The following is an 11,761-nucleotide window of genomic DNA, read 5'->3' on the forward strand; positions in this document are numbered from 1 at the left end:
GGCCGGGCTGCCGGGCGCGGGGGCCTGGCTGCCGGGCGCGGCGGCGGTGTCGGCGGCCTGGCCTTCGGGCTCGGTGCCCCGCTGGTTCGAATCCTCGGTCATTTCTCGTTTTCTCCTCGAGTCTCGTCGCCAAGCCTGGCGGGAACGACTGAGAGTGGACTGAGACCGTGCTTGCTTTTCGCCGAGCTTTCCGGGTTCAGTTGTCCGCCTCGGCGGGCAGGGGCGGTGCGGTCTCTCCAGGCAGAACGATACGGATCAACGCGCCCCCACGGTCGGAAGTGTCGATGTTGATGGTGCCACCGTGTTTGGTCACCACCTGTTTGACGATGGCCAGGCCGAGCCCGGAACCGGGCATGGAACGCGACGCCGTGGTGCGGTAGAAGCGTTCGAACACCAGCTCGCGTTCGGCGGGCGGGATGCCGGGCCCGGCGTCGTCGACGGCGAACTCGAGCAGTCCGCGCCCGTTCTCGCGCATGGTGACGAACACCTTCGCGCCCTCCGGACTCCATTTGGCGGCATTGTCGAGAACATTGAGCAGCGCGCGTTCCAGGCCGGGCTCGTCGCCGTAGACGAACCAGGGCCGCAGCCGGGCGTCGAACTCGATTCCGGTGCGCCGCCGCCGGACTCGCTCCAGCGCGCGTTCGGCGATCTCCCCGAGGTCGATGCGCTCGTACACGGTCTCCGGGGCGTCCTCGCGGGCCAGATCGACCAGATCGCCGACCAGCGTGGACAACTCCTCGATCTGGGCCATCACGTCCGAGCGCAGTTCGGCCATGTCCTCGTCGGGGATGCGGGGCGCGCCCGGCCGGGAGGAGGCGATGAGCAGTTCCATATTGGTGCGCAAAGAGGTCAGTGGCGTCTTCAGCTCATGGCCGGCGTCGGCCACCAGGCGGCGCTGCCGTTCCCGGGATTCGCCGAGGGCGCGCAGCATGGTGTTGAAACTCTCGGTGAGCCGGGCCAGTTCGTCGTCGCCGGTGACCGGGATGGGGGTGAGGTCGTCGGTGCGGGCGATGCGTTCGGTGGCGGCGGTGAGCCGGGCGATGGGCCGCAAGCCGGTGCGGCCCACGGTGGTTCCGGCCGCCGCGGCCACGATGACCCCGCAGCCGCCGACCACGAACAGCAGCCAGGCCAGCCGGTCGAGGACTTCCTTGGTGGGTTGCAGCCGCTGCGACACCACCAGCGTGGATCCGGAGTGGGTGCGCCGGGCCAGCACCCGCTGATCATCGACGGTGCGCAGCGAGAACCCGATCTCGCCGCGCGCCACCTGCCGTTCCTGATTGCCGATCGGCGGGAGCGTGGTCTGCGGCGGCACGTACTGCGACTGGTCGGCGAAGACCAGCGCCACCCCGACATCGCTGGAGTACAGCCCCGCGAACACCAGCGACTGGAAGCCGAGGCTGTCGAGGTTGTTGTCGATCATCACCGAGGCGCGCGCCCGCAGCTGCGAGTCCACGTCGGCGTACAGCGACCGGGCCACCATGGCGTAGGCGGCGATGGAGGTGAAGGCGACGGCCACCGCGACCACCGAGGCGGCCAGCAGCGTCACCCGCCAGCGCAGCGACACCGAACGGGTCAACGGCATCGGGGGCCGCAGTCCGTCGGTCTCCGTCCGCGATCCGAGTCCGGCGACCACGGTCCGCCGGGGAACGGTTCTACCCACGAGCGGCCTGCTTACGGAGGGGTCTCGCGCAGCACGTAGCCGACGCCGCGCACGGTGTGGATGAGCCGCGGTTCGCCGTCGGCCTCGGTCTTGCGGCGCAGGTAGCCGATGTACACCTCGAGCGCGTTACCGGAGGTGGGGAAGTCGTAGCCCCACACCTCCTCCAGGATGCGGCTGCGGGTGAGCACCCGGCGCGGGTTGGCCATCAGCATCTCCAGCAGCGAGAACTCGGTGCGGGTGAGGCTGATCGGGCGTTCGCCGCGGGTGACCTCGCGGGTGACGGGATCGAGCGAGAGATCGGCGAAGGACATGGCCTCGGAGGAGGCGTCGACCGGATCGCCGGCGGTGCGGCGCAGCAGGGCGCGCAGCCGGGCCAGCAGTTCCTCGAGCGCGAAGGGCTTGGGTAGGTAGTCGTCGGCGCCGGCGTCCAGCCCGGCGACCCGCTCGGACACCGAATCCCGTGCGGTGAGTACCAGAATCGGCAGATCGTCGCCGGTGCTGCGCAGCCGGCGGCACACCTCGAGGCCGTCCAGCCGGGGCATCATGACGTCCAGGACCAGGGCGTCGGGTCGCTGACTGGCGGTCTTCTCCAAGGCGTCCAGACCGTCGACGGCGAGGTCGACGGTATACCCGTTGAAGGTCAGCGAGCGACGCAGCGATTCACGAACCGCGCGGTCGTCGTCGACTACCAGAATGCGCATGGCAACCAGTCTGCCCACAACGACTGAGAGTCCACTGAGAAGGGCCCCTCCGACACGCCGTGCGGGTGAGGCAGATGACCTGCGTGTTTTATGGACGCCCAATGCTGAGTGGTTGCAGTGTCACCCAATTCGACGCGAAAGCCGTTGTGGCAAGCCCGCATTCGGAGGCTTATACACTACGTCCTCCGAATTGCCGTTACTCAGCTCACGCGGTATGTTGCAGGCCGGAAAAGAAGACCCTTAGTTGGTTCTGCGCGGGTTCGACCCCAAAGCCGTACAACCGCATACGTACCCGGGGGTCAATCGTGAAAGCGGAGGCGACGGAAGCGGGATGGAAGCAGCACCCCGGTCGTGGCAATTCAGCCTGTCCAACTGGCCCGTTACCCGCAAGGTCGGCATCGTGCTGGTGCTCCCGGTGCTTCTCGCCGCGACCTTCGCGGTACTGCGCATCAACAGTGAATTGCAGACCATCTCCAGACTGAGTGCGGCCTCGGAGCAGATGGACGTGCTCCGCCCCACGGTCAAATTCCTCACCAGCACCAATGAACTCGCGGTCGCCGCCATCGTCGGCGGCAACCAGGACGTGGACGCCGACCTCGACGCCGCCACCGCCAAGTTCGACCAGTCCCAGGCCGAACTGGAGACCGCGCTCAAGTCCTCCAACGCCGACCCCCGCGTCGTGAAGGAACTGGGCACCGCCATCGCGGTCGCCAAGACCATGCGCAACAGCCTGCGCACCAGCTCTCCCCAGACCATCGGCGATCAGGCCGACGAGGTGCAGACCCGAGCGCAGAACTCGCTCGCGGGCGCGCCCACCGTCGGCGACCTCCGGGTGCAGCAGTCCTTCCTGCAGTTCGGCGCGGCCCTGACCGCCTCGCGCCTGCTCACCCAGGAGCGCGTCATGCTCGCGGTGCCGGGCGCCGGCGCCAACCCCGCGCTGCGGACCAAGCTGCTCACCGCCATCGGCGCCGAGATCACCATGATCGAGGTGTACCGCGGTATGGCGCCGGAATCGGCGCAGAACGCGAACACGCTGAAGGACAATGCCGGCGCCCGCGTCGGCATCCTGATGCAGAACGTGCCCGACCCGGGCAGCCTGCCCGCCATGCAGGACTCGCTGCGCGGCAGCGCGGACGCCTACGCCTCCGAGGTCGCCACCGTCGCGGGCACCATGGGCGCCAAGCTGTCCGAGCTCACCACCGAGGCGCGTAACAACGTGCTGCGCGATACTTCCATCGTGATCGGCATGCTGCTGGCCGGTCTGGCGCTGGCCCTGGTGGTGGCCCGCTCGTTGGTCGTGCCGGTCCGCCGGCTGCGGCGAGACGCGTTGCAGGTGGCCCACATCGACCTGCCGCAGGAGCTCGAGGTGGTGCGCGCCGGCGGCGCGACCCCGGAGATCTCACCGGTCGACGTGCACACCACCGAGGAGATCGGGCAGCTGGCCCGAGCCGTCGACGACATCCACTCCCAGGCGCTGCACCTGGCCGCCGAGCAGGCGCGACTGCGCCTGCAGATCGGCAATATGTTCGAAACCCTCTCGCGCCGCAGCCAATCCCTCGTGGAGCAGCAGCTGTCGCTGATCGAGGAGCTCGAGCGCGACGAGGACGACTCCGAACGCCTGCAGTCGCTGTTCCGCCTCGACCACCTCGCCACCCGCATGCGCCGCAACGGCGACAACCTGCTGGTGCTGGCCGGAACCGCGCTGCGCCGCGGCCATCTCGCGCCGGTGCCGCTGTCGGACATGCTGTGGTCCTCGGTCTCCCAGGTGGAGGACTACCAGCGCGTCGAGATCGGCACCGTGCCCGACGGCATCGTCGCCGGTGAGCCCGCCGTCGACATCGAGCACCTGCTGGCCGAGCTGATCGACAACGCGCTGCGCTACTCCCCGCCCACCACCCCGGTCGCGGTGTCGGTGGCGCGCGCGGTGGACGGCGGCTACCTGATCGAGATCACCGACCGCGGCCTCGGCATGAACGCCGACGACCTGCAGGGCATCAACGATCGTCTGGCCTCCGGTGGTGAGGTCAATGTCGAGACCGCGCGCCGCATGGGTCTTTTCGTCGTCGGCCGCCTGGCCAAGCGGCACCACATCACCGTGAGCCTGCGCCGCACCTCCGCCATGGTGCAGCAACCGGGCATCACCGCCAGCGTGCACCTGCCGGGCAGCCTGGTCTCGCCCGCGCCGGAACGCGGCGGCGACCCGACCGGCCAGTACCCGGTGGCCACGGCCCTGCCCATGCCCCCGGCCGCCCTGGCCTCCGGTCCGATCCCGGCCGCGGCCCTCGTCTCGGGCCCGATTGCGGCCGCCTCGGGGCCGATCGCGGCTGCCTCCGGACCGATTCCGCTGGCGCCCGGACAGATTCCGCCGCCCGTCGGGCCGATCACCGGACCGAACCCCGTGGTCAACCCGCCGCGGCTGACCCCGGTGCCGAACCTGCCCGAACCGCCCACCGGCCGCTTCCCGACCACCAGTTCCGGCCTGCCGCAGCGCAAGCCGGGCGCCGACACCGGCGAGCACCCGATCGTCCCCGCGTTCCCCGAACCGCCGCAGCAGGCCGATCGCTTCTCCGATGGATTCACCGACGCCTTCACCCCGGACGACGCCCGGGCCTACGGTGCGAGCGCGGTCCGGCCCGAGCCCGCGGCGCCGCAGGGAGCCGCGCCGATGACCTTCTGGGGCGAGGCGGCGACCGCCGAGTCCACGGAATCGGCCGCGGACAGCGTGGTTTCCGACGGGGCCGCCGGGGCCGAGCCGGGCCCGGAGGAATCGACCGATTACGTACCGGAGCCGATCGCCCCGGCCGCGGAAACGGTCGCCCCGCTCCCCCAGCGGGTCGCGCCCCAGCAGGTCGCGCCGATGGCCCAGCAGGTCTCGCCGCTGCCGCAACAGGTAGCCCCGATGCCGCAGCGGGTCGCCCAGGTGCCCGAACGTCTGGTGCCCGCGCCCGCGCCGACCTCGCCGATCACCAACGGCCGCAACGGCGGCGGCTATGTCGAGAACCCCAACGGCCCGGACACCGGCAGCTACTTCGGCAACGGCTTCAGCGCTTTCGGCGACAACGACCGTCCCACGCTCCCGCCCACCGCCTTCCCGGGCAACGACGCCGTGACCAGCGACGACACGGTCGGCAACGCTGTGCACGGGTCCGGCAACGCTGTGCACGGCTCCGATGACGCTGTGCACGGGTCCGACAACGCTTTGCGCGGCAACGACGCCGTGCGCGGCAACGAGGCCGCACCCGCCGGATCGCGTCCGGCGGCCCCGCAGACCGGTCTGCGTCCGGTCGAGGGCGCTCCGACCCCGATCTACCAGCGCATGGTCTCCGAGTGGCTGGTGGAACCGGCCGACGGGCAGCAGACCGGCGCCGCGTGGTCGTCGAGCTCGGACCTCGGCTGGGCCGCGGCCGAGGAGGCGGCCAACCCGACCACAACCAGTCGTACCGAAGGCGGCCTGCCGATTCGGCGGCCCGGCGCCCAGCTGGTGCCGGGCGCGGTCGCCCAGGAGGACGACGGTTCCGGCCGCGACCCGGAAGAGATCCGCAACAGCCTCAGCAGGCATCTCAGCGGCGTCCACTCCGGGCGGGCCGACTCCCAGTACAACGACGGAGGGCATGCATGACCGACACCCAGAGCACCACAACGGATGAGAATCTGAACTGGCTGGTCACCCGCTTCACCAAGGAGGTCCCCGGGGTCTCGCACGCCGTGCTGGTCTCCGCGGACGGTCTGCTGCAGGCCACCAGCCCGCACCTGCCGTCCGACCGCGGTGAGCAGCTGGCCGCGGTGACGGCCGGTCTGGCCAGTCTGTCCGCCGGCGCCGCACAGCTTTTCGAGGGCGGCAAGGTGATGCAGTCCATCGTGGAGATGCAGCGCGGGTATCTGCTGGTCATGAGTGTCGGCAATGGCTCGCACCTGGCGGTGCTGGCCAACAAGCAGCACGACATCGGCCGCATCGGTTACGAGATGGCCCTCCTGGTCGACCGGGTCGGCTCCGTCGTCTCGGCCACCGCCCGCACCGCCTAGATGAGTCGAACACTGCCTAGATGAGCCACATATGACCAATCCCCATGGCGGTGGCGGCAACCGGCCACCGACCACCCGAGTTCGCCCCTACGCGTTGACCTCCGGCCGCACCGAGCCGGCGGTCGACCTACCGCTGGAAGCGGTCGTCGAAACCCTGTCCTACACCGCCCACTTCGACTGGCCCGCCGGCGACGTGCGCACCGAGATCCTGCGGCTGGGCACGGCCCGGCTCTCGGTCGCCGAGATCGCGGCGCACCTGGGCCGTCCGCTGGGCATGGTCCGGGTCGTCATCGGCGATCTGGTGGTCGCCGGAACCCTGCGTGTGCATTCGACTTTGAGCGATCAGGCGACCTTCGACGAGCGCCGGTCCCTGATGGAGAGGACCCTGCATGGACTCCGCGCCCTATAACGGCGGAGGCTACCCCGGCGGCCCGACCGGGGGCCCGGCGTACACGACCGGGCAGTTCCCGAACCCGGCTCTGCAGTTCCCGCCGCGGCCGGGCGAGGAGTCGCGCACCGCGTCGACCAAGATCGTCGTCGCGGGCGGATTCGGCGCGGGCAAGACCACGTTCGTCGGCGCGGTCTCCGAGATCGTGCCGCTGCGCACCGAGGCCATGGTGACCGGCTACTCGGACGGGGTCGACGACCTCGCCGCCACGCCCGGCAAGGAAACCACCACCGTGGCCATGGATTTCGGGCGCATCATCCTGCCCGGCAACCTGGTGCTGTACCTGTTCGGCACGCCCGGGCAGCGCCGGTTCTGGTTCATGTGGGACGACCTGATCAAGGGCGCCATCGGCGCGGTCGTGCTGGTCGACACCCGCCGCATCGAGGACAGCTTCGCGGCCGTGGACTTCTTCGAGGCCAAGTCGCTGCCGTTCCTGATCGCGGTCAATCGCTTCCCGGACGCGCCGCGCTTCCCGGTCGCCGAACTGCGCGAGGCGCTCAGCGTCCGCGAGGGCGTGCCGATCGTGGACATCGACGCGCGCGACCCGGTCGAGGTGCGGCGGTCGCTGGCCGCGGTGACCGAATACGCGATCGAACGGCTGATGGCGGCGCAACGCGAAACCGCGCAGCGCGGCTAGCGTTCGCCCATCCGAGTTCGGGCTTACCAAGACAGAGGTGTCTGGATGATCTATTTCTCGATGGGCTACTGGGTCCTCGTCCTCGCGGTGATCGTGTCGTTCGCGGGGGCGGCCTGCGGGCTGGCGTGCATCCGGCAGTCCACCAAGTCGGTGACCCAGAAGTTCCGGATCGTATGGCTGTTCGTGGCGGCGGTGTCGATCGGCGGGGTCGGCGTCTCCATGCCGGTGTTCGTCTCCATGCTCGGCTTCGACGTGCGCGGCACCCAGCTGCGCTACGACAACCTGTCGATCACGCTGTTCTCGGTGCTGTCGGCGGTCACGGTGTTCCTGGCGCTGCTGATCACCGGCAAGACGCTGGTGTGGTGGCGGCTGCTGGTGGCGGCGGCCGTGATGGCCTTCGGTTTCGGCGACGTGCACCAGCTGCTGCTGGGCGCCATCCGGATCCAGGGCACCGCCGACCGCAGCCTGGTGTCCACCGTCGCGGTGTACGTGATCGCGTTCGTGCTCTCGGCGCTCACCCTGTGGTTCAGCCTGTGGGTCGGCTCGGTGCCGATGGTGCTGGCCGGCGCGGTGGTGTACGCGGTCCTGGTGACCGGCATGCACTACGCCGGACTGACCGGGTTGCAGGTGCACGTGGACCCGAACGCGCCCGCGCCGCAGGGGAACGTGCTGTTCACCTTCTTCGTGCCGTTCTTCATCATCGGCACGCTGTCGCTGGCGATTCCGATCACCGCCATCCTGGTCGCCCCCGACCGGCGCGAGGCCCGCGCCCCGATGGCGGCCCCCGATCCGGCGGTCGCGCACAGCACGTCGCTGCAGGCGGCCTCGCAGCACGCCGCGGCGCAGCAGGGTGCGCGCCGGCCGGAATCGGCGCTCTGACCCGCACTAGCGCGGCACGTCCCGGGGATCGAGCAGACCGAACAGCTCGCCCTGGGGCGCGGCCAGGATGGCCATCCGGCCGAACGGTCCGTCGGTGGCCGACATGAGCACGGTCGCACCCAGTTCCACGGCGCGGGTCAGGCCGGAATCGATGTCCTCGGACTGGAACCAGGTCAGCCAGTAGGGCTGGGCCGGGGCGACGCCGTTGACGCTGTCGTCGTTGATGCCGCCGACCGAACCGGTCCCGGCGGGCGGGGTGAAAGTGGCGTATCGCGTTGTCTCGTCGTCGAATTCGGTGAAGGTGAAGCCGAAGACCCGCGCGTAGAAGGATTTCGCGGCCTCGAAATCGCCGGTGTGCAAGTCGTTCCAGACGTAGGCGCCGTGTTCGTTGTACACGGCCGCGCCGTCGTGGGCGCGGGCCTCCCACACCGCGAAGGGCGCCCCGGAGGCGTCGGCGGCCACGAACATGCGGCCGAACTCCATCACGTCGAAGGCGGGTACCAGCAGGCGGCCGCCCGCCTCGGTCACCTGTCGCGCGCACGTGTCGGCGTCGGCCACCGCGAAATACGTGGTCCACACCGACGGCACCCCGGCCTCGGGTTTGGGCCCGATGCCCGCCACCGCGCGGCCGTCCCGCAGCGCCATCAGGTAGCCGCCCGCGTCCTCCCCGCCGCCTTGCATGTCCCAGCCGAACAGTCCGGCGTAGAACTCGCCGGCCTTGGCCGGGTCGTCGACCTGACAGTCGACCCAGCACGGTGTTCCGGGAGGCCACGCCTCGTCGCGTACAGGCATTTACGAATCTCCGTTCTCACTCATCAGTGACGCACCTCACAAAGCGCCCCCAGTCAACCACTCTCGATCGATCGCCGCGATGGTTCGGATTCGGCTCCCGGCGGCGCGGCCGTCGAATTACAGTGGGAGTCATGCGTTTCGGGCTGGACTACGCCGCAGGTCGGCCCGCGCCGAGTGCCATCACGGCCAACGGCTACGACTTCGTGGTCCGCTACCTGTCCGACGGCGGGTCCGCGCTGCCGGGCAAGCTGCTCACCCCCGCCGAAGCGGATGACCTGCGCGCACACGGGATTTCCATCGTCGCCAACTGGGAGACCACCGCCGCTCGCATGCTGGACGGCTACGGCGCGGGCGTGACCGACGCGCGCGCGGCGCTGGCGCAGATGCTGCGCTGCGGCGGGCGGGCGGATCGGCCGATCTACTTCTCCGCGGATTTCGACGCCACCCCGCAGCAGCAGGTGCCGATCGACGCCTATCTCGATGGCGCGGCGAGTGTCCTCGGGCGCTCGAATGTCGGTATCTACGGCGGGTATTGGCCGGTGAGCCGGGCACTGGACGCCGGGACCGCGACCTGGGCGTGGCAGACGGTGGCCTGGTCGGGCGGGCGGGTGGAGCCGCGGATCGCGATCTACCAGAACGGCGAGCAGGTGATCGTCGACGGCGTGGAATGCGACGTGAATCAAACCGACCGAGTGGATTTCGGCCAGTGGGACGTGGAAACGGAGGAACCCGACTTGACACCCGAACAGGACGCGGCATTGCGCGACATCCAGATCCAGCTGCGCGGGCCCGGCCTCAACGGCTGGCCGCAGCTGGGCACCGATGCCCAGGGCCGTAACCGGACCGTGGTGGACGGGCTGGCGGCGGCGCTCGCGCGGATCGACGAACTGCGCACCGAGATCAGCGATCTCGAGGCCACCACCGCCGAGTTGAAGGACGAACTGGCGCGAGTCGCGGGTAAGGGGCACTGGCCCTTCCCGTTCTCGCTCGTCGAGGGTCCGGCCACCGCGTTCGCCGATCAGCTGGCAAAGCTCGAGCAGTTGCTGCCGGATGTGCCGCTGCCCGGCTGGGGAACCGGACCGAACGGACATTCCGGAGATCGGGCCGCGAGTGAACCGGCCTCGGCGAGTGCGGCGCCGAAAGCCGTATCCGACAGTTGAATTGGTCGAATTGTCGGATTCCCTCCATCGGGGGGAGAACCCGAAACGGCCTCTGAAGTGGCGATGAGCGGGTTCTCCTGTAATCAGGAGAACCCGCCCTCAAGGCACGAGAATACCGTCACCAGGCCACGACTTCACAACTTTAGGAAGACTTTTTCGCACCCTCGCGAAAAGTCCAGGCGTGACCCGGGCCTCCGCAACACCCGAGCAGATCACTGGTGGGACAGCAACTTCAACGCTATTGTCGGGCTCGTCCGTTCTCTTGCTCCAGTTCCAGACGAAGGAGGCTCTCGTGGCCGTCAACGTGGTACTCGACAAAGCTCTCGACAAGGCCTACGAATCCAAGTCTCTCGACGACATCCTGGCCGCGCCGCCGTCGGCGCTCGCCGGACTCACCGAGAAGCACGACGCCCAGCTGCTCGAGGCGCTCGGTGTGAAGACCATCGCCGACCTCGGCAAGAACAAGTACTTCCGGCTCGCCGCCACCCTGGTGGACCTGGCAGCGAAGGAGGGCTGACGGGCGCCGGGGCGACCCGGACCCGCAGCAGTGGAGAGGTTCGGGGGGCCAAGCCCCCGAACCCCCACGACCCGCGGTCTCGTTGCGAATCAGAGTTTTCCGGGATCGATCAGTCCGCGTTCGACGGCTCGCAGCAGCCTCCGCGGCACCATCCGCACCACTCCCCCAACCGTGACCGGCACCAGATCCGGCGGACTCGCCTTCCACTGCGAGCGCCGGCTGTGCGTGTTCGCGCGGGACATCCTGCGCTTCGGAACGGCCATTATCGGTTCTCCTCACCTGTTGTCGAAGTCTGATTGCGCACGCGCGCGTCGTCGGGCCGGGCGTCGCAGGGCTCCGCGTGCTGATCACCGAAGGGGTCGTTCCACAGCGCGACCCGTTCGGGCGCGAAACGCACCTGCCGCAATTCGTCCTCGTCGACCAGCGCCCAGTGCAGCGCCTGGCGGATCTCGTCCGGATCCGCATCGGCCACCAGGATCACCATCGAGGTGTGCCGGTCGCCGAACCGCTCGTGCCAGCGCAACGCGGCCAGCGCTCGACGCTCCGGGTCGACGAGCTCGAGTTCCGGCGGCGCCATGGCGGCCAGCCACGGTCCCGCGCCGCCGACCCGCAGCCCGCCCCCCGCGGATTCCAGCCACACCACCTCGTCGGGCTGGGTGGCCAGCCACACCCGGCCCCGCGCGCTCACCACGCCATCCAGCAGCACGTCGATCGCCGAGTGCAGGCGATCGGGATGAAAGGGCCGGTCGGTGGCGAATTCCACCAGCGCCACACCGCAATCCGGCTCCAGCGGCGGCGCGCCCGCCAGCAGCGGCGCGTGCGGATCGAAGGCCGCGCCGCGGCGCGCGTCCGCGGGCACCCGGCGCGGTGACGAGAACCTGTGCCCACGTTCGCGATACACCGGATGGGACGCCGACGGCGGCTACGCCGAGTACGCGGTCGTT

Annotated in this window: 11 protein-coding genes and 1 pseudogene; 7 read left to right on the forward strand and 5 right to left on the reverse strand. The window is 69.7% G+C overall.

Annotation, left to right across the window (positions count from 1 at the left end; translation table 11 throughout):
- Positions 1-196 precede the first annotated feature (196 nt).
- Together ACWELJ_RS30525 and ACWELJ_RS30530 are read right to left on the reverse strand one after the other, a co-directional pair.
- Positions 197-1,582, reverse strand: coding sequence for an ATP-binding protein (locus ACWELJ_RS30525; RefSeq protein ID WP_452369570.1), 1,386 nt, complete (start codon positions 1,580-1,582; stop codon positions 197-199).
- Positions 1,583-1,671: 89 nt separating this feature from the next.
- Positions 1,672-2,361, reverse strand: coding sequence for a response regulator transcription factor (locus ACWELJ_RS30530; protein ID WP_357092281.1), 690 nt, complete (start codon positions 2,359-2,361; stop codon positions 1,672-1,674).
- 331 nt (positions 2,362-2,692) lie between these two features.
- Between ACWELJ_RS30530 and ACWELJ_RS30535 the strand changes: the two genes are divergently transcribed.
- From ACWELJ_RS30535 to ACWELJ_RS30555, 5 genes are read left to right on the forward strand one after another with little or no spacing between them, the layout of a single operon-like run.
- Positions 2,693-5,980: an ATP-binding protein gene (locus ACWELJ_RS30535; protein ID WP_452369564.1), complete on the forward strand. Its 3,288-nt coding sequence runs from the start codon at positions 2,693-2,695 to the stop codon at positions 5,978-5,980.
- Positions 5,977-6,384 (forward strand): roadblock/LC7 domain-containing protein, encoded by a 408-nt coding sequence (locus tag ACWELJ_RS30540; RefSeq protein ID WP_213559341.1) that lies wholly within the window; start codon positions 5,977-5,979, stop codon positions 6,382-6,384. Before ACWELJ_RS30535 ends, ACWELJ_RS30540 begins: the two co-directional genes overlap by 4 nt.
- A 31-nt stretch (positions 6,385-6,415) precedes the next feature.
- On the forward strand, positions 6,416-6,793 hold the full coding sequence (locus ACWELJ_RS30545) for a DUF742 domain-containing protein (protein WP_452369565.1): 378 nt from the start codon (positions 6,416-6,418) through the stop codon (positions 6,791-6,793).
- Positions 6,774-7,469 carry a GTP-binding protein gene (locus ACWELJ_RS30550; protein ID WP_452369566.1) on the forward strand — a complete coding sequence of 232 codons (696 nt, stop codon included), beginning with the start codon at positions 6,774-6,776 and terminating at the stop codon, positions 7,467-7,469. The genes ACWELJ_RS30545 and ACWELJ_RS30550 overlap by 20 nt, the downstream gene beginning before the upstream one ends.
- Positions 7,470-7,514: 45 nt before the next feature.
- Positions 7,515-8,348: an MHYT domain-containing protein gene (locus ACWELJ_RS30555; protein ID WP_452369567.1), complete on the forward strand. Its 834-nt coding sequence runs from the start codon at positions 7,515-7,517 to the stop codon at positions 8,346-8,348.
- Between the two features lie 6 nt (positions 8,349-8,354).
- Here ACWELJ_RS30555 and ACWELJ_RS30560 read toward each other — a convergent pair whose 3' ends face one another.
- Entirely contained in the window at positions 8,355-9,140 is a 786-nt protein-coding gene (locus ACWELJ_RS30560) for a VOC family protein (RefSeq protein WP_452369568.1), read from the reverse strand.
- Between the two features lie 131 nt (positions 9,141-9,271).
- Here ACWELJ_RS30560 and ACWELJ_RS30565 point away from each other — a divergent pair, with 131 nt between their 5' ends.
- Both ACWELJ_RS30565 and ACWELJ_RS30570 read left to right on the forward strand, forming a co-directional pair.
- Entirely contained in the window at positions 9,272-10,300 is a 1,029-nt protein-coding gene (locus ACWELJ_RS30565) for a DUF1906 domain-containing protein (RefSeq protein ID WP_452369569.1), read from the forward strand.
- A 292-nt stretch (positions 10,301-10,592) separates the two neighbouring features.
- Entirely contained in the window at positions 10,593-10,817 is a 225-nt protein-coding gene (locus tag ACWELJ_RS30570; RefSeq protein WP_213559337.1) for a hypothetical protein, read from the forward strand.
- A gap of 89 nt (positions 10,818-10,906) precedes the next feature.
- On the opposite strand, the gene rpmF is transcribed toward ACWELJ_RS30570, so the two are convergent.
- Complete coding sequence (gene rpmF, locus ACWELJ_RS30575; RefSeq protein ID WP_357092303.1) at positions 10,907-11,080, reverse strand: 50S ribosomal protein L32; 174 nt, start codon at positions 11,078-11,080, stop codon at positions 10,907-10,909.
- Positions 11,080-11,679 (reverse strand): annotated as a pseudogene (locus tag ACWELJ_RS30580) (GTP-binding protein); the annotation flags it as partial. The pseudogene ACWELJ_RS30580 and the gene rpmF, both read right to left, overlap by 1 nt.
- Positions 11,680-11,761: the final 82 nt, after the last annotated feature.

It is taken from the genome of Nocardia sp. NPDC004582 (genome assembly GCF_053602115.1).

Excerpts from the sequence above, each read along its gene's own strand:
- ACWELJ_RS30560 (WP_452369568.1), bottom strand. The coding sequence starts at position 9,140 with ATGCCTGTACGCGACGAGGCGTGGCCTCCCGGAACACCGTGCTGGGTC.
- ACWELJ_RS30550 (WP_452369566.1), top strand. The coding sequence starts at position 6,774 with ATGGACTCCGCGCCCTATAACGGCGGAGGCTACCCCGGCGGCCCGACC.
- ACWELJ_RS30530 (WP_357092281.1), bottom strand. The coding sequence starts at position 2,361 with ATGCGCATTCTGGTAGTCGACGACGACCGCGCGGTTCGTGAATCGCTG.
- rpmF (WP_357092303.1), bottom strand. The coding sequence starts at position 11,080 with ATGGCCGTTCCGAAGCGCAGGATGTCCCGCGCGAACACGCACAGCCGG.
- ACWELJ_RS30540 (WP_213559341.1), top strand. The coding sequence starts at position 5,977 with ATGACCGACACCCAGAGCACCACAACGGATGAGAATCTGAACTGGCTG.
- ACWELJ_RS30525 (WP_452369570.1), bottom strand. The coding sequence starts at position 1,582 with ATGCCGTTGACCCGTTCGGTGTCGCTGCGCTGGCGGGTGACGCTGCTG.
- ACWELJ_RS30535 (WP_452369564.1), top strand. The coding sequence starts at position 2,693 with ATGGAAGCAGCACCCCGGTCGTGGCAATTCAGCCTGTCCAACTGGCCC.
- ACWELJ_RS30545 (WP_452369565.1), top strand. The coding sequence starts at position 6,416 with ATGACCAATCCCCATGGCGGTGGCGGCAACCGGCCACCGACCACCCGA.
- ACWELJ_RS30565 (WP_452369569.1), top strand. The coding sequence starts at position 9,272 with ATGCGTTTCGGGCTGGACTACGCCGCAGGTCGGCCCGCGCCGAGTGCC.
- ACWELJ_RS30555 (WP_452369567.1), top strand. The coding sequence starts at position 7,515 with ATGATCTATTTCTCGATGGGCTACTGGGTCCTCGTCCTCGCGGTGATC.